Origin of the sequence: Thiomicrorhabdus immobilis (assembly GCF_021654855.1) — a bacterium.
Taxonomy (GTDB): Bacteria; Pseudomonadota; Gammaproteobacteria; order Thiomicrospirales; family Thiomicrospiraceae; genus Thiomicrorhabdus; species Thiomicrorhabdus immobilis.
Map to the genome: position 1 here is coordinate 980,989 of NZ_AP024202.1, position 20,885 is coordinate 1,001,873.

18 protein-coding genes are annotated in these 20,885 nt (G+C 42.4%); 8 read left to right on the top strand and 10 right to left on the bottom strand.

Annotated elements, in window-relative coordinates:
* From uca to hrpB, 8 genes are all read right to left on the bottom strand, one after another.
* Positions 1-3,636 (bottom strand): urea carboxylase, encoded by a 3,636-nt coding sequence (gene uca / locus L6421_RS04335; RefSeq protein ID WP_237263936.1) that lies wholly within the window; start codon positions 3,634-3,636, stop codon positions 1-3.
* A gap of 123 nt (positions 3,637-3,759) precedes the next feature.
* Positions 3,760-4,434 carry an urea amidolyase associated protein UAAP2 gene (locus L6421_RS04340; protein ID WP_237263939.1) on the bottom strand — a complete coding sequence of 225 codons (675 nt, stop codon included), beginning with the start codon at positions 4,432-4,434 and terminating at the stop codon, positions 3,760-3,762.
* Positions 4,427-5,170, bottom strand: a complete 744-nt coding sequence (locus L6421_RS04345) for an urea amidolyase associated protein UAAP1 (protein WP_237263940.1) — start codon at positions 5,168-5,170, stop codon at positions 4,427-4,429. The genes L6421_RS04340 and L6421_RS04345 overlap by 8 nt, the downstream gene beginning before the upstream one ends.
* Complete coding sequence (locus L6421_RS04350) at positions 5,157-5,630, bottom strand: CopG family ribbon-helix-helix protein (RefSeq protein WP_237263942.1); 474 nt, start codon at positions 5,628-5,630, stop codon at positions 5,157-5,159. The genes L6421_RS04345 and L6421_RS04350 overlap by 14 nt, the downstream gene beginning before the upstream one ends.
* Before the next feature lies 1 nt (position 5,631).
* Complete coding sequence (locus tag L6421_RS04355; protein ID WP_237263944.1) at positions 5,632-6,543, bottom strand: ABC transporter ATP-binding protein; 912 nt, start codon at positions 6,541-6,543, stop codon at positions 5,632-5,634.
* Between the two features lie 9 nt (positions 6,544-6,552).
* Positions 6,553-7,527 (bottom strand): ABC transporter permease, encoded by a 975-nt coding sequence (locus L6421_RS04360; protein WP_237263946.1) that lies wholly within the window; start codon positions 7,525-7,527, stop codon positions 6,553-6,555.
* A 173-nt stretch (positions 7,528-7,700) separates the two neighbouring features.
* Positions 7,701-8,471 (bottom strand): biotin--[acetyl-CoA-carboxylase] ligase, encoded by a 771-nt coding sequence (locus tag L6421_RS04365; RefSeq protein ID WP_237263949.1) that lies wholly within the window; start codon positions 8,469-8,471, stop codon positions 7,701-7,703.
* A gap of 61 nt (positions 8,472-8,532) precedes the next feature.
* A complete protein-coding gene (gene hrpB / locus L6421_RS04370; RefSeq protein WP_237263951.1) occupies positions 8,533-11,082 on the bottom strand; it encodes an ATP-dependent helicase HrpB in 2,550 nt (849 codons plus the stop codon).
* Between the two features lie 225 nt (positions 11,083-11,307).
* Between hrpB and L6421_RS04375 the strand changes: the two genes are divergently transcribed.
* Together L6421_RS04375 and L6421_RS04380 are read left to right on the top strand one after the other, a co-directional pair.
* A complete protein-coding gene (locus L6421_RS04375) occupies positions 11,308-12,582 on the top strand; it encodes a Glu/Leu/Phe/Val family dehydrogenase (RefSeq protein WP_237263952.1) in 1,275 nt (424 codons plus the stop codon).
* 188 nt (positions 12,583-12,770) lie between these two features.
* Positions 12,771-12,968, top strand: a complete 198-nt coding sequence (locus L6421_RS04380; RefSeq protein WP_237263954.1) for a hypothetical protein — start codon at positions 12,771-12,773, stop codon at positions 12,966-12,968.
* Here L6421_RS04380 and L6421_RS04385 read toward each other — a convergent pair whose 3' ends face one another.
* Both L6421_RS04385 and L6421_RS04390 read right to left on the bottom strand, forming a co-directional pair.
* Positions 12,969-13,895, bottom strand: coding sequence for an IS3 family transposase (locus tag L6421_RS04385; RefSeq protein ID WP_237264455.1), 927 nt, complete (start codon positions 13,893-13,895; stop codon positions 12,969-12,971).
* Complete coding sequence (locus L6421_RS04390; RefSeq protein ID WP_237260710.1) at positions 13,805-14,317, bottom strand: helix-turn-helix domain-containing protein; 513 nt, start codon at positions 14,315-14,317, stop codon at positions 13,805-13,807. The genes L6421_RS04385 and L6421_RS04390 overlap by 91 nt, the downstream gene beginning before the upstream one ends.
* Between L6421_RS04390 and L6421_RS04395 the strand changes: the two genes are divergently transcribed.
* The 6 genes from L6421_RS04395 to L6421_RS04420 all read left to right on the top strand — a co-directional run bounded on the left by L6421_RS04395 (position 14,261) and on the right by L6421_RS04420 (position 20,857).
* Positions 14,261-14,746, top strand: coding sequence for a peroxiredoxin (locus L6421_RS04395; RefSeq protein ID WP_255695505.1), 486 nt, complete (start codon positions 14,261-14,263; stop codon positions 14,744-14,746). The genes L6421_RS04390 and L6421_RS04395 overlap by 57 nt on opposite strands.
* Before the next feature lie 135 nt (positions 14,747-14,881).
* Positions 14,882-16,024, top strand: coding sequence for an FIST signal transduction protein (locus L6421_RS04400; RefSeq protein ID WP_237263958.1), 1,143 nt, complete (start codon positions 14,882-14,884; stop codon positions 16,022-16,024).
* Positions 16,024-17,919, top strand: a complete 1,896-nt coding sequence (locus L6421_RS04405) for a putative bifunctional diguanylate cyclase/phosphodiesterase (protein ID WP_237263960.1) — start codon at positions 16,024-16,026, stop codon at positions 17,917-17,919. The genes L6421_RS04400 and L6421_RS04405 overlap by 1 nt, the downstream gene beginning before the upstream one ends.
* A gap of 547 nt (positions 17,920-18,466) precedes the next feature.
* Entirely contained in the window at positions 18,467-19,054 is a 588-nt protein-coding gene (locus L6421_RS04410; protein ID WP_237263962.1) for a lysophospholipid acyltransferase family protein, read from the top strand.
* A 135-nt stretch (positions 19,055-19,189) separates the two neighbouring features.
* Entirely contained in the window at positions 19,190-19,459 is a 270-nt protein-coding gene (locus L6421_RS04415) for a phosphopantetheine-binding protein (protein ID WP_237263964.1), read from the top strand.
* 12 nt (positions 19,460-19,471) lie between these two features.
* A complete protein-coding gene (locus L6421_RS04420) occupies positions 19,472-20,857 on the top strand; it encodes an AMP-binding protein (RefSeq protein WP_237263965.1) in 1,386 nt (461 codons plus the stop codon).
* Positions 20,858-20,885: the final 28 nt, after the last annotated feature.

Here is a 20,885-nt window from a genome sequence, read left to right on the forward strand (position 1 = left end):
TTAAATTACCTCCAGAATCATTAGGGCTTGTCCTGTTTGGATTAAATCACCCTCGTTGACTAGGATCTCGGTGACGGTTCCAGTCGTTTCCGCCGTCACTGGAATCTCTATTTTCATGGTTTCCAAAATGGCAATGGTGTCACCCTCATTAACGGTATCTCCCGGTTTGACTTGCAGTTTCCAAACACTGCCTGTAATGGGTGAAAGCGCGGCTTCAAAACCTTCGGGTATTTCTATTGATGCATCACTTTGGATACTGTCTTGTGCGGTTTCAGATTCAAAGTTCGCTAGGCCAGACTCTTCCCAATATAGGCGTTCGGCTTCAAAAGCACCTTGTTGTTGCTTTTGAAAGGCGTCAATACTGTCGTGGTTCTGTTTCAAGAAATCTTGATAGCTATTTAAAGAAAGTTCGGTCTCTTCGATTTCAATGTCGAAACGCCCTAAAGGGAAGTCCAAACGCGCTTGCGCGAGTTCTTCTTCAGAAACGGGGTAGTATTGAATTTGGTCAAAGAAATCCAGTAACCAAGGTTTGCCGTCCTTAAAGTTCTTGGTGATGTGGTAAGGGTTCCACATTTGTATAGTTCGGCCAACAAATTGGTAACCTCCAGGACCTTCCATGCCGTAAATGCACATATAAGCGCCACCGATTCCCACCGCATTTTCCGGTGTCCAGGTTCTTGCCGGATTGTATTTGGTGGTGACTAGACGATGACGTGGGTCAAGCGGTGTTGCAACGGGAGCTCCGAGATAAACGTCTCCTAATCCCATAACCAAATATTTGGCATCAAAGACAATCTTTTTGACCTCTTCGATGCTGTCCAGGCCATTTATTCGACGGATAAAATCGATGTTACTCGGACACCAAGGCGCATTAGGGCGCACGGTAGTCATGTATTTTTCAATCGCCAGCTTGGTGCTTGAATCATCCCAGGAGAGGGGCAAGTGCACAATGCGACTTTTAACGGTTAAGTCTTGTCCTGATGAAATCTCCTCTTCAAGGGAAATGAGCTTTTCAATCAATTCGGCTTGAGAAATTTGGCGAGGGTCATAATGCACTTGTAATGAGCGGATGCCGGGTGTCAGTTCTCTTAAAAATGACCAGGCCTGGTGGGTTTGAGATTCTTTGTTTTCCTTCAAGCGTTCAAACAGCACCTGAATACGAAAACGCAACGCTAAATCGAGTTCCATTCTTCCATATTCCACTAAGACATGGCTGTCACCTGAGCGGCGATATTTGACTCCGAATTCATGATTTTCCGCTGATATCTCATGGGCGATACAAGATTGTTCTGTCGATGATACTAAGAAATCCAAATCTAGCTCGGTCGGCATTTCAAGTGTTTTTAAAGCGGTTTCATAGTCCTTGAGAGCGGCTTCGGCCGTTTCGATGGAAACGGCTTTAAAACGGACTTTATCTCCTGGACGCAATTGCCCCATTTTCCACTGCTCAGCTTCTATGATTGTGGCCGGGCAGACAAAGCCGCCTAGACTTGGCCCGTCTTGTGCCAGGATAACGGGCATATCCCCCGTGAAATCGATTGCCCCAATCGCATAGGGGTTGTCGTGAATATTGGATGGGTGAAGACCGGCTTCGCCGCCATCTTTACGAGCCCATTGCGGTTTAGGACCGATTAGACGAATACCGGTACGGCTAGAGTTGTAATGAACTTCCCATTGAGCGGTAAAAAAGCGTTGAATATCATCTTCGGTAAAGAAGTCGGGGCTACCCTGAGGGCCGTAGATGACCGCAATTTCATATTCATTTGTAAGCTTAGGAATGACTTGATTCGGTAAGGCTTTGAGAATGGAATTGTCTTGACATTCAGTAAGGCGCAAAACGTCACCAGCACGCAACAAACGGCCGCCGTGTCCACCAAACTTACCTAAAGAGAAGGTGGTTTTGCTCCCCATGTAGTCGGGTACGTCAAAACCGCCCAATACAGCCAAATAGGCGCGTTGACCAATGCCCTTGATCACTTTGGATTTTAATTGTTGACCTGCTTTTACCTGGATAGGTTGCCATTGCGGAATAGGCTGATTATCAAGTGTAGCTTGTATATCCGCGCCGGTAATACAGATGAGGGTGTCGGTATCGAACGTCAAATTGATACCCGATACGGTCATTTCAATGGTTGCCGCCTCTTCAGGGTTGTGTAAGCAGCGATTGGCTAGGCGGTGGGAGAGCGCGTCCATGGGGCCAGAAGGCGGAACGCCAATGTCCCAGTAGCCAATTCGACCAGGGTAACTCACTAACATTGAGTGTGTTCCGGGATTGGTGACTTCGACAGTGTTAGGGGTATAGCTGAAGCTATTTAAAAACTGGGTATAGAGTTCGGTGCCTTGTTGGAATTCCGGGGCATGGCTGAGCGCTTTAAGGTAAGCTAAGTTGGTTTCAAATCCATCAATGCTTGCTTGCGCCAGGGCGTTTTGCAACGCTATGACAGCATTTTTCCTATTGTCGGCTTTAACGATGATTTTTGCCATCATCGGGTCATAAAATGAACTGACTTCCACCCCGCGATCACACCAGGTATCAACTCGGCAATCCGACGGCATGTTCCAACCTGTTAATTTACCGCTGCTTGGCAGGAAGTTTTTGAAAGGATCTTCTGCGTAAACTCGCACTTCAATTGAGTGTCCGGAGGCCGATGGGATTTGTTGTGCGCTTAATGGTAGTTTAGGCTTGTAGGCGACTTTGATCATCCATTCGACCAAATCGATGCCGCGAACCGATTCGGTAATTCCATGCTCGACTTGAAGGCGTGTATTCACCTCTAAAAAATAATAAGCGTTGCAGTCGGCATCGTAGACGTATTCAACCGTTCCCGCCGATTTATAGTTGACGACTTTACCCAGAGCCACCGCATGGCTTTCCATCTCGGTGATTTGTTGGCGACTGATGCCGACAGCCGGAGTTTCTTCGACTACTTTTTGATTTCGACGTTGTAAAGAGCAGTCACGTTCACCAAAAGAAACCACATTACCTTGGCCATCGCCGAAAATCTGAATTTCGATATGACGAGCATTGACCACAAATTTTTCCAAAAATAGTCCTGCCTGACCAAACGAGTTTTGGCTTAAACGTTTAACCTGTTCAAAAGCCGCTTCCAAGTCATCTGGGGTTTCACATTTTTGCATACCGATACCGCCACCTCCTGCGGTACTTTTAAGCATAACAGGGTAACCTATCTTCACAGCTTCTGTTTGGGCGTGTTCCAATGAGTCTAATAAGCCTGAACCTGGTAGTAGGGGAACACCTGCTTGAATGGCTAAATCCCTTGCGGTGTGTTTTAAGCCAAAGTCACGGATGTGTTGAGGTTCAGGGCCGATAAAACGGATTCCGGCTGCTTCACAGTCATTGGCAAACCCGGTGTTTTCACTTAAGAATCCATAACCGGGATGGACGGCTTCAACCCCGAGTTTTTTCGCTTCAGAGAGAATGAGAGGGACATTCAGGTAGGTTTCAGTAGCCACGTTGCCCGGTAAAAAAATCACTTCATCAGCCTGCTGGACATGCAAAGAAGCACGGTCGGCATCAGAGGCCAACACGACAGATTGAATGTTCATCCGTTTAAGCGTGCGGATAATACGAATTGCAATCGCGCCGCGGTTAGCGATGAGTACTTTGTTAAACATGATTTTTTCCTTTTCAGACCGTTCTGAATCGAGTATGCCAAGCTGGGTCGTCCCACTTGGGGTCTGTAATCACAGACAGAATTTCAAATAAGAGTGTTAAGTAAATGAGTATTAATTAAAAGTTTATTCCCAGATTATCATCTCAACCGGAGTGGGGTTATAGCCATTGCATGGATTGTTGAGCTGTGGGCAATTGGAAACTAAAACCAAGACATCCATGTGGGCTTGCATCTCTACATAACGTCCTGGAGCAGAAATACCATCATCAAAATCCAAGTGGCCGTCAGGTGAAACCGGCACATTCATAAAGAAGTTGATATTGCTCGATAGGTCGTCTTTGGTTATCGGCTTATCGTGGTTACAGCTACATGCACCTGATTCTGATGAGGATGTTTTCATTGACCCCAAAGCCATCAAGAAGGAGTCGCGACAAGAGTGCATATGACGTTTTTCAATGGCATATCGCACTGTGTTGCTCTCTGCGGAGCAAGCACCACCGATGGTGTCATGGCGTCCGCAGGTGTCGTCGATGATGGTTAACATCGGGTTGCATAAGTTGGATTGCAATACACTGCCAGTCGTTAAATAGATGTTGCCTTGTTCACGAATGGTGTCGGTAGCGGAATAACGTTCAGAGTGGTCATTGGCATTATAGAATAGCGTGTCTACCGCTTGGTTACCTTCTAAATCGACAATACGGAATTTTTGGCCAGCCTTGACCTCATGCATCCACGGGTCTCCAGCCGCCACCACTTCACGATAGACGATTTTGCTTTCATCAAATTGTGGTTTAGTCATTTGGGTTTTCTCCATAAAAAACTTTGGTGTTGTAGTAGGCACGTTGGTTTTCCGCCCGGTGTAAACGGCAAGGGTCGTCATGAGTAACCGGTAACGACTTGTATACGCTTAATTCGATAGGTTGCGGATTATATTCAGGGTTGGTATCCATTGGGTGCTGTGCGGTTGAGAGGCTAACGATGCAATCCATCTCAAAGCGCAAATCCACATGGTCGCCGGCTTTGGAGTTGTTGGTAACGAAGGTCATCGAGCCATTGTCTTCCACGCGAACCTTACTGAACCAATTGATGTTCGGCATGATGTCACTGGCATTCAATCCCCATTTTCCTAACTCATTGATCAAACTGTCGTAACCGTTTTTGAAGTAGTCGTTATGGGCTTCTTGATAGCTTTTCTGTCCGTATTTTTTCTGTACTATCGTGGCATTTGATAAGCCACCAATCGTGTCGTGCCAGCCGCAGCTATCGGCGATAATGGAACACATGACTCGTCCCATGTCGCTAAAACACATGTTTGGTGTGGTTAAAAAAGCGGTTTTTTGTGCTTTTAAGGTATCAGGCATGTTGTAGCGTTCATTTTTAACCTCAAGGTTGTTGATGAGCATAGCGACATTGGCGTTGCCTTGTAAGTCTGTAAGGCGAAGAACTGTGCCACGGCGAATCACTCCTGACCAGTGCGCTCCGCCAGGTAGGCTTTCTTGCCAGATTAAACCGTTATATTTGTTAGGATGGGTCATTCGGTTTTCTCCTGAATTGAATCGGTGAGGTGTAAATAGGGGGGAGTGCCGATTGGGTGAGATAAAGATTGGCGTTTTTAACGCCACGATTGGCCGTCATCTCGTCACTGATCTTTTTCAAATCTTGAGCGGCACCCTGCATCAAATTTACTTCTAAAGTATGTTGGTCCATTAGTTGGATTTGAGTGCTGGAAATAATCTCAGCCACATATTGGTGTTTCAACTGAATCAGTCTTTGCTGTAGCCCTGGTACAGAGTGGTCGTAAACCATGGTTAAGGTACCCGCCATAATCTCGTTGGTATGGTTCTGACTAAATGCCGCGGCTTCTTTACGGATGATATCGGCTAATAGGGCTGAACGATTGCTAAAGCCTCGCGCTTGCATTAGATAATCTAGGTCATCTATGACATTTTCTGGTAAAGAGGCACTGGTGCGAATAAGTTTGTTGTTTTGTGTCATGTTAAAAAATATCCGGTACTTCTGAATTGACTGATACCATGCGAACCATGCTCAGTTTGTCTTCCATGTCCACCTCGGCTTGTGGCGGGTGAACAATTTTTTCCAAATAGGCTTTCGTCGCTAAAAACTCTGGAGAGAGCAGGGTGTCCTCTTTTCGTGGGCGAGGTAATGGCACACTTAAGGTTTCCAAAACACGTCCAGGATTGGCTTCCAAAATTAAAATACGGTCGGCAAGGTAGATTGCCTCATCTAAATCGTGGGTGATAAAGAAGATGGTGATGTCGATGTTCTGCCAGATTTCCAATAGATAACGCTGCATCTTCAAACGGTTTTGCGGGTCTAATGCGGCGAAAGGTTCATCCATTAACAAGATTTTAGGTTGATTGGCCAAAGCGCGAATAATCGCTACACGTTGTTTCATTCCGCCAGAAAGTTGGTGCGGGTAGGCGTTGGCAAATTTTTCCAGCCCCACCAAATCAATCCACTGAAAGGCTTCTGCTTCAGCAGAATTCTTTGACATACCGGATTCGGTTAAGCCAAACATGACGTTCTGTTTGACAGTCATCCATGGAAACAACGAGTAGCTTTGGAATACCATGCCTCTATCCGGCCCTGGTCCATCAACTAATTTATCCTCAATATGTATCGCCCCCACTTCGTGGGTTTCCAGGCCCGCAATCAATCTGGCTAAGGTCGATTTTCCACAACCGGATGGACCAACCACGCAGACAAATTCACGTTTATAAGCGGTGAAGTCGATGGCGTTAAGGACATTGACCTTTTTACCTTTGTGTTCAAAGGTCTTGTGGAGATCGGATATGGTCAATGCTTTTGGACGCTGCAAGATTCTAGAGTTTCGGTCTTTGATTTCATCAGTGAACCAATTTGCGAGTGGGTGAATGTTCTTTAACATCTGGTTCTCCTATTTGCCTGTATGCCAAGGGAATAATCGTTTGCCGATTTGTGCTAAGACCATGTCGGTTATCAAGCCGATTAAGCCAATGATAAGGATAGCGGCAAAGACATTATCAAAGTTTTTGTAGCGAGCTTGCTGGGTGATGAACCAAGTGATACCGGAACTTGTACCGATGAGTTCAGCCACAATCAAATAAGTCCATGCCCAGCCAAGCAGAATGCGCATGTCGCGATACAGGTCGGGCAGTATTCCAGGTAAGACAACTCGTCTAATCATACGGAAGCCTTTGCAACCTAACGTTAGAGAAGCTTCAATAAGCGCCATATTCAGTTTACGTGTGGTGGTGGCCACAATTAGTACCATTTGGAAAAAGGTTCCGATGAAGATAATGGTGATTTTAGGGGCATCGTAAATACCCATTATTGCCACGGCCAAGGCTCCAAATGCTGGGGCGGGTAGGTATCTGAAAAACTCTGTAAAAGGCTCGATTAAATGAGAGGCGGCATTATAGGTTCCGGCTAATATTCCTAAGGGCACGCCGAAAAGCATGGCCCAGAAGAACCCCCAGGCAATAATTGTAATAGAGTGGGCCAGGCTTTCATGTAACCAGGGTTCGCTATTACGTTTGGGCGGTGTTGTAAAGGCGGTGTATAGAGCGGTTACCACTTCATGTGGTGCAGGCAAGTAGACCGGGTTGGATGGTGTTCCTTGCGGCAGGGCTGTGATGTCAATTTGCGGGTTTTCGCTGATTTTCTTGTCAACTTCTGTTTGAAAGACCTCTTTATCGATTAAAGAACCTTCTTTGAAGTAGCTGACCCCGCCTGATTGAGTGATTTCTACTTGTGGATGCCAAATGAAAGGTACATAACTTACCAAACACCAGATGAGTATTGGAATGGCAAAACTCGCCAGAGTCAAAAGGTGTGCTGATTTTTTATCAACTGGTGTTCTTGGTATTGCCCAGTTTTTGAAGCTGCTCATATAAGTATCGACTCGTTTTAAAATGTTAGTATTACTAATTCTTTAAAACGTAATAAGCAACAGATGTGCCATTAATAAAATAGATTGTAAAACAACAGGATGAGTTATTTTTGTGTACTGAATTGTTTTTTATTTGGTTTTGTTGTGTTTAAGTGGTGCATTAGTGCACTATTTTATACTACAAACTTTCTGATGGAGATTTGTCCTGAGGAGAGTAGTTTTGGTTGGCCGTTGATATCGACAATCGCTTGGCCATGAGCATTAAAACCTAGGTAAACGCCTAATTCATAATCCAGGTTAGAGGGGGCTTCTTCTGAAATAGAAGACGTCGGTTCGTCATTTTCTTTAGAGATGAGGCGGATGGGTTCATTTATAAGAAATAAATCATTGGTTTGCCAGTATTCTGAAAGCTCTGCAAATGTATAGTTTTGCAATTGGGATTGTTGAATCTTTTGGTAAAAGATTTCAAACAACTCCAGGATGTCAAAATCACTCATGCTGCTCGAGGTGTTTATCAATTCACTTAATTCGGTTGAATTTCGATTAATGCCAATACCAATAATGAACGCTCGGTAATCCTTTTTTATGACCTGTTCTATGAGCATTCCCGCGACTTTGCCATTTTGATTGAAAATGTCATTTGGCCATTTTAAAAATAGCTTGTCACCACTGAGTTCTACAAGGCATTGGTGTAATAAGGCGGCAATATGCAGGCTTACCAGGCCTGTTAGTTGGTAGTTTTTATCCAGCGGGAAAGCGAAAGAAAAAATAGCCGATTTTTCGTTGGTGATCCATTGGCGTTTTTGTTGGCCATAGCCAGCCGTTTGGTTTTGCGTGGTGCAAAAAATAGGTTTATTGGGCAGGTGCTCACTCACGTAGTCCTTTAAGTAACGGCTAGTTGAATCGACGCTTTCCAATCGAATGATTTCGTAGGGTGTTGGCATGACAATTTTTGCTTCATCTCGTTTCTATTGCTTGATGGGTCATTATCTTAATGTAAATGATTTATTTTCGCTGACGATTTATTTGCAACGATCGACCGGCTTTTTCTTCTAAAGGATTCTCGGGCCAGCGATGTTTTGGGTATTTACCACGCATCTCCTTGGCGATTTCCAAATAGGAGTTTTGCCAGAAGTTGCCTAAGTCACTGGTGATTTGAATCGGACGACGGGCTGGTGACAACAATTCAAAGCTGAGTGTAGCCTGGCCAAAACCGATTTTAGGAGAGCTTAACTCTCCAAATAGTTCTTGAAGCTGAATGGAAAGGGTGGGTTGCTTGCCAATTTGATAGTCAATGGCAACCCGTTTGCCGGAGGGGGCTTGGTAATGGCTGGGGGCTTCAATGGACAAGTTTTGGGTCGCTTCATAACTCAACCTGGCTTGAAGGAGAGAGTGTAAATCGATTTTATGCAAATCCGACCATTGACTTAAGTTCGTTAAATAGGGGGCGCACCAAGTATCAAAATCAGCGACTAACTCGTCATTGCCAAAACCTAGGTAATCATTATGGTATTGTGCCAACCAGTTGACTCGTTTCAGCCATTCCAAGCTGGTTTTACTTAAAGGTAAATCAGCAAGTTTAGTCTGTTTTAGGTGTTCGATGATACAGGTTTGCACTTGTTGTTTTGACAGCTTATCGGTCTGTTGTTTTTTAAGGGTGATTGCGCCTAACTTTTGGGTTTGAATGCCCTCTACCTTGTGTTTTTTGAGGTTGAATTCAACCTCTGTATGTTCGGTGATCTGCTTTGCAAAAAGGGATTCGATTTCCGCTAGGGAAATGGGGATTGCCATGAAGATTTTGCCATCACGCCTCTGCCCGTCCAAATTGGTAACCACCAAATACTCATGCTGGATGAGCGTGTCTTGTTCAGGTAAAAAAGTGCCTTTACCGTTACTCATCAAATAGCGGTTATCTTGCTGTCCGCGACGTTTGGCGATTCTATCCGGATAGGCCAGAGCAATGGCTTGGGCAGGGCTGATTGGGGCAAAGGTCGGCTTGTCTGTATTTGTTGAATTCAGTTTTACTAGGCGTTGTCGCCAATTGCGGCTATTGCTCAAGGCTTCCTTGGCCGCAGTCTTGACCAGGCCTGGTTGGTTGTTTTTAGGATGTGTTTTATAGCTTTGAAATACCTGAATTCGGTCTTGTAAATTTGCGCTATAACTTTGTGTTAATAGATCATGTTCACCTAAAATTGCCGCAATATCACAAAGTTTCTCTTGCATCGCAATATCAGGCTGGGGATAAAGCAATAACTTGGCTAAACGTGCCGAAACACCGAGCTGCATGGCTTGTTCACCTAACGCGGTAATGGCATTTTTAGGGTTCAAAAACCCCAGTGTTTGCAGAAGCTGTTGGGCTATTTTCAGGTGAGTTATGGGAGGGGGAGTCAGCCATTGCATGTTCAATGGTTCCGTTACACCCCACATGGCGGTTTCTAAACAGAGATCGGTTAAATCTGAGTTAAGGATGGATTCTTGTTCAAATTCGGTACGTGAGGCCTGCTCGGATTCACTCCATAGTCGGTATGCATGGCCTGGCTGTAATCGTCCCGCGCGCCCGGCACGTTGTTTGGCCGAGGCTTTGGATATCTTTTGGGTGAGCATACGGGTCATGCCGCTACTGGCATCGTAACTGGCTTGGCGAACCAATCCGCTGTCTACCACGATATGTATCCCTTCGATGGTCAAGCTGGTTTCGGCAATATTGGTGGCAAAGATAATCTTGCGCTTGCCTTCTTTATCGGCTTGCAAGGCATGGTTTTGCTGTTGTGGTGACAGGCCACCGTGCAGCGGTATCAATCGGTAAGGGTGTTGTGGGGATGACTCTTCAAAGAGTTGTGTCGCTTGAGATATTTCCGCTTTGCCAGGTAAAAAAACCAAACAATCACCTGGATGATTTCGCATGGCTACTTGTAGGGTTTTTACAAGGTCGGTTTTGATTGTTTGCCAGGTCTGGTTGTTTGTCGAAGTGTTGGGTGATGAATAGTGGTATTCGACCGGAAAGCTTCTGCCGGGACATTCAATAACGGGGGCATCATTTAAGAATTTACTAAGGGTTGCTGTCTCTAAGGTAGCGGACATCACCAATAGTTTTAAATCTTCACGTAAAGCGGTCTGGCTATCCAAACACAGCGCCAATGCCAAATCCGCCTCTAAGGAACGTTCATGAAATTCATCAAAAATCACCAGGCCTGTACCGTTTAATTCGGGGTCTTGCTGCAAGCGACGGATGAGGATTCCCTCGGTGATAACCTCAAGCCTGGTGTCGCTAGAAATTTTTTTGTCGTTGCGAACTTGATAACCCACCGTTTTCCCCACAGGTTCGTTGAGTTGTTTGGCTAGAAAGTCCGCTAGGGAGCGCGCCGCCAAGCGACGAGGTTCAAGCAAAACGATTTTCTGTCCATTGAGGCAGTGGCTCTTCAACAAGTGTAGCGGAACCAAAGTCGATTTACCTGCACCAGGTTCTGCTTTGAGAATAGTGTTGAGGTTGTTTGCTACGGTTTGCTCAATTTTCGGTAATAGTCCCTGAACGGGCAGGCCTGGTGCTTGGGTCATAAGATATTGATATACAATGAGTTGAAACGGGATTGGTGATAATTGCTTCTATTATAGAGTAGGTTTCTTCATAACGTCTTATTCAAATAACGTCTTATTCAAATCTATTAAGTTTACGGTCATGCTTTGCAGGGTTGCTAAACCGTTGCATTTGTCGCCTAATCCCTCTAGGCTATACGGATAATTCTCAAAGAACGATAGCAAAACAATAGCAAAGGCGCGATTATGTTTGAGTTAGCAAAACAACGGTTGGCATCGGTGTTTAAATACATTGATGTTGATGAAGAGGTGATTGAACGTCTATCGGTGGCCAAACGTTCCATTATCGCCAGTATTCCGGTACGAATGGATAACGGTGAACTGAAAATCTTCACTGGTTATCGTGTGCAATACGATGATACTCGGGGGCCAACAAAAGGTGGAATTCGTTATCATCCTAGGGTCAATCTGGATGAGGTGACTTCATTAAGTTTTTGGATGACGGTGAAGTGTGCGGTGGCGGGCTTGCCGTTCGGCGGTGCTAAAGGCGGTGTGATGGTTAACCCTAAAGAACTTTCGCGTTTGGAGTTGGAGCGTCTTTCACGTGGTTATATCCGCGCCTTTGCAGACATCATAGGTGAAACCCGTGATATTCCCGCACCGGATGTTTATACCAATAGTACTATCATGGGTTGGATGGCGGATGAATACAGTGTTATTTCACGTCGCCAAGTCCCTTCGGTCATTACCGGTAAACCGGTTCATTTAGGTGGCTCGGAAGGACGTGAATCCGCTACCGGTCAAGGCGCTTTACATGCTTTGAATGAGTACGCTCGCCGTCAAGGTTGCCAAAAGTCAGATACCACCATTGCTGTGCAAGGTTTCGGTAATGTCGGTTATCACTTTGCACGTTTAGCAAAAAAAGAGGGATATCGAATTGTTGCCTTGTCCGATTCCCAGGGGGCAATCTATAGCTCAAGTGGCTTGAATGTTGAAGATGTTTACACCTATAAACAACAGGAAAGTAAGTTGGCATCGGTATATTGCGATGGCACGGTTTGCAATATGTTGGACTATGAGACGATCACTAATGAAGAGTTGCTGACTTTAGATGTGGATGTGTTGGTTCTAGGCGCTTTAGAAAATCAGGTGAGCCAGCTTAATGCCCATCAAATCAAAGCCAAAACCATCTTGGAAATCGCCAATGGTCCAGTTACACCGCAAGCAGATGAAGTGCTTGAAGCGAATGGCGTTAATGTCATTCCTGATGTCTTGGCCAATTCAGGTGGCGTGATTGTGAGTTATTTTGAGTGGGTGCAAAACCGTTCTGGACTTTATTGGGAAAAAGCGGAGGTTAAGGCCAAACTGCAAAAAGTGATGCAGAAAGAGTCCAATATCATCTATGACTTGGCATTACGTCATCAATGTTCATTGAGAACGGCGGCTTATATTCATGGAATTGAGCGATTAGCCGGCGCGATTGATGAACGAGGCAATCGTAAATACTTCAAAAAACAATAGCATGCCGATTTGACCAAGCTACCAGGCCTGGTAAGTTTGTTTCATATTTTTAAAAAGCGGATATGTTCAAATAATCTGTGGCCACATCTTTAAGTTTATTTAAACGAATATGGCATAGCCAAGCGGTGAGATACCATACTGGCTCGATCATTTAGGGGTTGAAATCTAAGTTTTAGAATAGAGGTGTTATGAAAAAATTACATGCACTAATGCGCAATGTTTTTAAAGTTGGAAGTCTTGTTTTTATGTTTGGATTTTTTAGTACCGTATCAGCTAATGATTTGAAACAGGGTGATATAGCTCCAGGTTTTAGTCTTTTAAATCAATCTGAAAAAACCGTATCTTTGAAAGATTTTGAAGTGACCCCAAAAAGTTGGACATTTTAGTTAAACGGCACTTAAGGCCTGATTTCGATATTCTATCGGAGTCAGGCCTTTTAGTTTCACCTTGATTCGTTTTGTATTGTAATACTCAATATAGTCTTTAATTTCTTCCATTAGATGCTCAGCGCTATTGAACTTCTTACGATGATACATCTCGGTTTTTAGGATTCCAAAAAAGTTCTCAGCAACCGCATTATCTAAACAGTTCCCTTTTCTTGACATGCTCTGAGTTAATCCATTCTCTTTCAGTAGCTTCTGTACATCACTATGCTGATACTGCCAACCTTGATCACTGTGGAATATGGGTTTGACTTTACCTGTTAACTTATTGACTGCTTCTTTTAACATGTCGGTCACCAGTGGTAGCCGTGCACTCTTAGCCACTCGATAACTAATCACTTCTTGGTTAAACAGATCAATCACGGGGGATAGGTAAACACGCTGTTCTCCGACTTTAAACTCCGTGACATCGGTGACCCATTTTTTATCCGGTGCATCAACATGGAAGTTTCTTTGAAGCACATTCTCGGCAATTCGGCCTACTTGACCTCTATAGGATCGGTAACGCTTTGGCCTGACGAATGACTTCAAGTTCAGTTCTTGCATTAAACGTTGAACGGCCTTCTTGTTTAAAAAGTGACCTAAGCGTCTTAACGCATAGGTCATGCGTCGATACCCATAACGACCTTTATGTTCATTAAAGAGTTGTTGAATCGCTCTTTTAACGTCCGCATAACGATCAGGCAGCGCACTGCGCGCCTGATGGTAATAAAACACACTTCGTGCAAGCCCTGCGGCCTTGAGAAGATGTTTAAGTGGATAGAACTTTCTAAGCTTATCTATGAGCCCTGCTTTTTCTTGCTTTGGCGTTCTTTTTCCTGAAGCAGGGCATCGAGCTTTTTTAAATAGGCATTCTCCGCTCGACGGTATTCGAGTTCTTCTCGTAACTCTTCTAGGCTCATTTGTTCGGTTGGTTTAATGGTTTCTTGCTTTTGGTTTTTTTTCATTTTTCTACCCTGCTTTTTAGGTTGTAAGCCTGAAAGGCCGAACCGTTCGAATTGAGTGAGCCAAGTAGAAATCGTACCCGCAGAACTCATGTTATAGACAATACTGGTATAACTAATAGACCAGTGATTTTCACGCATGTGTTTTAGGATACGATATTTGTCTTCAAAAGAGTATGGTGTGTTACGTTTGATAAACGCATTTTGACCATGGAAACGATAGACTTGTGTCCAGTAACGGATATAGCGATCTGGAATACCGAGTCGCTTGGAAATGGACAGACTGGATTCATGAGAAAGGCATTGCTTAGCAATCGCCAGTTTAAATTCTCGATTGTATTTGGACATGAAAAACCCCCAAAGTTGGTGTCCAACATTTGGGGGTCACTTCATTTCCGAGGTAAGTGGGTGGTTTTATACTTTTATCCAAAAGACGATACGCCAGGTTGTACTACCGAAGCGTGTAGTTTTAGGGATAATATTAATCGTTTGATCGCTCAAGACGCAGTGGTTCTGGGTGTCTCTTTGGATAGTCAGAAAAGTCATGCTGAATTTGCCGAAAACCATAAATTGCCCTTTGATTTGCTTGCGGATGAAAGCGGTAAAGTGGCAAAAAGTTACGGCGCTTTATTGGATCTCAAGGTATTCAAATACGCCAAACGTCACAGTTTTATCATCAATCCGCAAGGTCATATCGCTAAAATTTACCGAGACGTAAACCCGAAACAACATGTAAGAGAAGTATTGCAAGACTTACATTCGTTGCAAACCCAGTAAATCCACTTGATTTGGCGCAATTTTATGGCATTGATTAATAAGATTAATTACCCGCAATTAATAATGCTTTTATAATTCAAGGAATCGCACTGAATCATATATCGCATTGTCATATATTTTAATGGAGTAATCGGTTTGGAAATAGAGTCACTAGAATTAAAAAACAACGTCTTTCAAATTCTTCAACCTCATCAATCAGAAAACTTTTCCCCTCAAATAGTCTTTTTATTTGGTGATACCGATTTCTTTAAAAAGCCCGAATATTATCAAAAGATAAGAGAATGTTATCCGGATGCGGATATTATCGGCAGTTCTTCCTCTGGAAATGTAATGGGCGTTGAGGTCAGCCAATCCCCTATTATCGCTTTGGCGGTTCAATTTAAAAAAGCACGTGTCAAATTGGTAAGCATTGATTTCCAAAACAATTATGATTTAAACGTTTTGGAAGAGCAGGTAACTCAAGCGATTGCTGAATTAGATCAACCTGACCTTAAACAACTGTTTGTGCTTTCCGATGGCTTGACAATGAACGGTTCAGATTTGGTTGGATGCATTAACAAGGTGACTGACGTTCCGGTAACAGGGGGGTTAGCTGGCGATGGTGCTCGTTTTCAAGAAACCTGGGTGATGGCTAACGATGTGCCCAAACAGAATCGAGTTGCTATCTTAGGATTTTATGGCGATTCTTTAAAAACCAGTTATGGTTGTTACGCAGGATGGAGTGAGTTCGGTGCAGAGCGTTACATCACGAAATCTGACCGCAACGTTGTTTATGAAATTGATAATCAACCCGCATTGGACTTATATAAAAAGTATCTAGGTGATTATGCGGCCGATTTGCCTAATAGCGGTTTACGTTTTCCTCTCAGTATCAAGAAAGAGGGCGATGACAGTGAAATTATTAGAACCTTACTTGCCATTAATGAAGAAGATAAATCCATTACATTTGCAGGCAATGTACCGGAAGGTTATCGTGCGCGTTTAATGAAACCCGACTTGGACGTATTGATTGATGGAGCCGGTATTGCCGCACAGAATGTTGAACAAGCGAATAACTCACAAGCTCTTGGCCTAGTGGTAAGTTGTGTTGGCCGTAAAATCATTATGGGTCAAATGGTCGAAGAGGAGCTTGAAGCCGTTGAAGAGATTCTGGGTAATAATGTCCAGTTATGCGGTTTTTACTCTTATGGCGAAATTTCACCGATGAATATTGATGGAAGTGCCTGTTCTTTACATAACCAGACAATGACCTTAACGACTATTTACGAAGATATTTAATGCACAGACTTCTAACAAGGCAGTTAAAGAAGGCTTTTGGGGCCCAAACTAATAAAGATGATTTTTCTGCCGATATGCACAAACTGATGGGCTTAGTGTCTGATGCATATGACGAATACTCCAATGAAAGAAAATTCCTTGAGCATACGCTTGAACAAAATTCGCAAGAATTGACGGCCGCGAACCGACTCATCACCGAAAAAAATAGAGAATTAAACGAACAGGTAAAAGTGGTTACCCACTCCAAGTCTTTCCTGAACCGTCTAATTGATAGTATTCCGATGTTCATCCTTACGCTAGATCGCCATTTAAAAGTGATTTCAGCCAATAAAAAATTCATTGAGAGCACCAATTCCGATTACAGTGATTATTTACAAATTTTGTCGGAAGCATCTGATAGAGAACGGTTTATAAGGGAAAGTGATCAGTTATTCGCCAATGATATCGATATCCTCCACAATGAAACCGATTTACTGGATGGATTTAACAATACACTCCATATCGCCTGGAGTCATACGTTGGTTGAAGATGAAGAAGGTAATGATATTATCCTATCCATTGGTGCTGACTTAACCGAACGAAAACATGCTGAAAACTCAATGCATTGGTTGGCTCATAACGATAGTCTGACAGGAATAGGAAACCGTCGTGATTTCCAAAAAAATCTGGAACATGCACTGAATTCAAAATCGAATGGTGCTCTAGCGTTTATCGATGTAAATCATTTCAAACAAATCAATGACTTGCATGGTCATGGAGTCGGTGACCGGGTGTTGGTTAAAATTGCCAATACCTTAAAAACAATCACCCGTAGTAACGATTACATTAGTCGTTTAGCGGGTGATGAATTTACCATCATTTTTTGTAGAGTGACTGAAGACATTATCGGCGGGGTTTTAGATAAACTTCTCAAAGCGCTTAACAGTTATGTCGTCTTGGACGATGGCTCACAACTTCCCTATACGGTGAGTGCCGGGGTAGCGATGTTTCCGCAGCATGCCAGCGATGAAGAAAGTCTGATTGTTAAAGCGGATTTGGCCATGTATCAAGCTAAGAAAAAAGGTTTAGGTTACTGGCACTTGTTTAATCCGCAAGAGGACGATTTTTCTAGCTTACATGAAGATAGTCGATTAATTTACTGTCTTAAAAAAGCGATTGAAGATAGTCGTATGCAACTCTATTACCAACCCATCATTAAACTCAGTGATAAAACGATTTCGCATTATGAAGTTTTGGTCAGAATGATTGATGAAAACGGTGACTTGGTGTTCCCTGGAACGTTTATTCCCGCTGCCGAAAGAATGGGGTTGATTCGAGATGTCGACAAGTGGGTTCTAGGGCATGCTTTACAACAGCTGGCTTTACATTTAAACAGTATTCCAGATTTAAGGTTTACGGTAAATATTTCTGCGCCATCACTGCAGGCAAGTGACTTCCCGGAAGTTTTAAAACAGGCGTTAATCGATAGTGGTGTACCTGCAACTCATCTGCTGATTGAACTTACCGAAACTTCTTATATTGATAACTTCGAACAAGTGCTCAAAAACTTGGAAAAGGTTGACGAGCTGGGCGTCGCCATAGCATTGGACGATTTTGGTATTGGTTTTTCATCTTTCAGTTATTTGAAGAAAATGCCGCTAAGCTTTGTAAAACTGGATGGTTCTTATGTAAAAGACCTTCTAAATGTACCAGAAGACCAGGTCTTTGTAGAAAGTGTCTCCAAAATGGTGAATGCATTTGGAATGCAAACCATCGCAGAATTTGTGGGTGATGAGTTGAGTTGTCAAAAACTGCTTGAGCTTGGCGTGGAGTACGCACAAGGTTTTTACATAGGTCAGCCACAACCATACCTGACTTCGATAGATGAAATAAAACGTAACCTTCAAAATGGTTAAAACCTATATGTTAGCGTTTTAATTGTTATTGGTGAAACGGCTTGATTTGGATATTGTTGTTAATTTGTTTGAAAATTAATAACGATTTTTCTTTCTTAAATTCCCCTAACCACTCCCAATATCGGTTTTTACAAAGTAAAACTAATCTAATTTTTCGATTTTAACCTTGTGTTGAGACACCCAAAGAAACACCCAAAAACTATTGGTTCGTACCGCTTTAAATCCAAGAGACCTGTTTAGTTTTTCGAAATAATGTGAATAGCAAAAGTGATCGGAAATAACGTAAAGCCGAAGCGTTACTAGATTAGACATTGAGTGAATAAAGAGATTTATCAATTGATTTGGCTAATTGTTTATATAAAGACTTTTACTTCTTTATAATGCCCCAAATTCAATTTATATTTCAATAAATCTCATATATTAAAATCGCATGTTACTGGCTATAAGATCATTACTTTTTTATTTGGGGCATTATTCGATTATCGTTGTATTTTCGATAGTCGGTTTAATGCTTCAGGTGTTACCTTTGAAAAGACGTTTACAGTTTATGCGTCTAGGTGTGCGCTTAAGCCTGTTTTGGCTAAAAATAACCTGTAATATTAAGCATATTGTTCATTATGAGGGTGATCTTGTCGATGAGCAGGCAAGTATTATTTTGTCTAGGCATGAATCGACTTGGGAGGCCTTGGCATTTCATTCAATTTTTCCCTTTCAAGTTAATGTTGTTAAAAAAGAGCTGAGAAGAATCCCTTTTTTTGGTTTGATTTTGGTGATTATTGAGTCAATATTGATTGATCGAAATAAGACGTTAGAAGCGATTAAAAAAGTAAAAAAAGAGGGGCATAAAGCATTAATTAATGATTTTTGGGTTGTGATATTTCCTGGTGGTACTCGTATTAAACCTAGAGAGCTGAGTGAAATTAATTCAGGTGGTGCAATTTTAGCAAAACAAGAGAAGGTACCTGTTTATTTAGTGGCGCATAATGCAGGGGAGTTTTGGCCAAAAGGGACATTTATTAAAAAGCCTGGTATTGTAGAGGTTTATGTTAAACAACTACAAAATGTAACGGATAAAGATATTAAAACCATTAACTTAGAATCCAAAGATTGGTTTCAAAAACCCTATCAAAAATAATTTTGAATCATTCGGTTTTAAATGAAAGATTATGGTTTGTATATATGGGTTTTTTATGCGTAGTTATACTATTTTTTAGTATAATGCGCACCTTTGAAAATATTGAAATATATAAAATATATTAGGAATAAAATTATGTCAGCTTTAACACCAGAACAACTAGAAATTGCAGAACTTATTATTGAGGCCGTGAATCTAGAGGATATTGAGGCTGAAGAAATTAATCCAGATGATCCAATTTTTACCAATGGATTAGGGTTAGACTCAATTGATGCGCTTGAAATTTCTTTGGAATTGAGTAAAAAGTATGGCGTTAAAATCGGTGCTGGAGATGAAAATGTTAATGAGATTTTTTCATCGGTTGCTTCATTAACGGATTACGTTCAAAAAAATAAAAAGAGCTGATTATTTTCAATAATGCTCTTACCTTATCTATCAAGTCAATGTCAGACTGGTCTTTACCAGGCCTGGTTGTCAGAACCATTTATACTTCATGAAAATGCAGAGAATGGTTTAACTCGAAAAGAAGTGTTTTTAGCTGCGGAGCAATTCCGCAAACTTCTTTTCGATAAAAGTCATAATTCAAACTTTTCTTTATTGTTGCTATATCAGCAACGACACCATTTTCTTATCGCACTATTAGCCATTGCAATGCAAAAAGGCCGGGTTGTTTTACCGCCTAATTTGGCGGACAAAACCTTATCTAATCTAAAAGTCGATATGCCCGATCTTATCGTTCTCAGTAATGATTTACCCGATTCTTTAGAAGGTCAGAATCAAATTCAGTCGATTGAGATTGATAAAATTATTCAGGGTGTGAAACATTCAAATATCGAGATTAATGACCAGTGGTTAAGCGATACGTTGGAGAGCATACAAGATTCAGAGATTTGGCTCTATACTTCTGGTTCGACAGGCCTGCCCAAAAAAGTCATTAAAACTTGGCGTAATATGATGGGTTCTGCTGAGTTAGCGATAGAACGATTCACTCTTATGAAACCTTGTTATATGGTGACAACGGTTCCTTCACAACATATGTTTGGCCTTGAAACTTCAATATTTTGGCCACTGTTCTCAAGAGCGTCTATTTGGTTTAACAAACCGATGTTTCCAGAAGAGGTTGTTCACGCTTTAAATGCCAATAACGAGCAACCAAGTTTTCTTGTATCAACGCCATTACATATAAAAAACCTCGTCTCTTCTTCAGCAGAGTGGCCGAATAATCTGACCCGACTACTGTCAGCAACTGCTCCCTTAACCAAAGAGTTAGCGGTACAAACTGAATGTGTAATGAATGTCAGTGTTTTTGAGGTATATGGGAGTACAGAAACCGCATCGATAGCCTCAAGACAAACTACTCAAACAGACGTTTGGCAGAGTTATTCAGGCGTGGAGTTTACCAAAACCCAAGATGGGGATGTTTTGGTAAAAACAAAAGGCTTGGATAGTTTTCAAGCGTTAAATGATCAAATAGAACATTTGGATGAAATTAGATTTAGACTCGGAAAGCGCAGTACAGATCTGGTTAAGGTAGCTGGTAAAAGAGCTTCCCTTTCGGAAATCAATGCTCATTTACAAGCGATTTCTGGTATTGTTGAAGGGGTCTTTATTCAGTGTAAAACTTCTGAGCGATTGGCGGTTTTTGTTGTATCCAAATTACCCAAATCGGCTATTCTGGCTGAGCTTAGAAAAAGTATTGATCCCACTTTTTTACCCAGGTCGATTTTTTATATACCGCGCCTTCCTAGAAATGAGTTAGGTAAGGTTTTATATAGTGATTTGTTTGAAATGTTACCTCGCTAGTTTTTTGGCATGTTAATGAGTTGTGTTA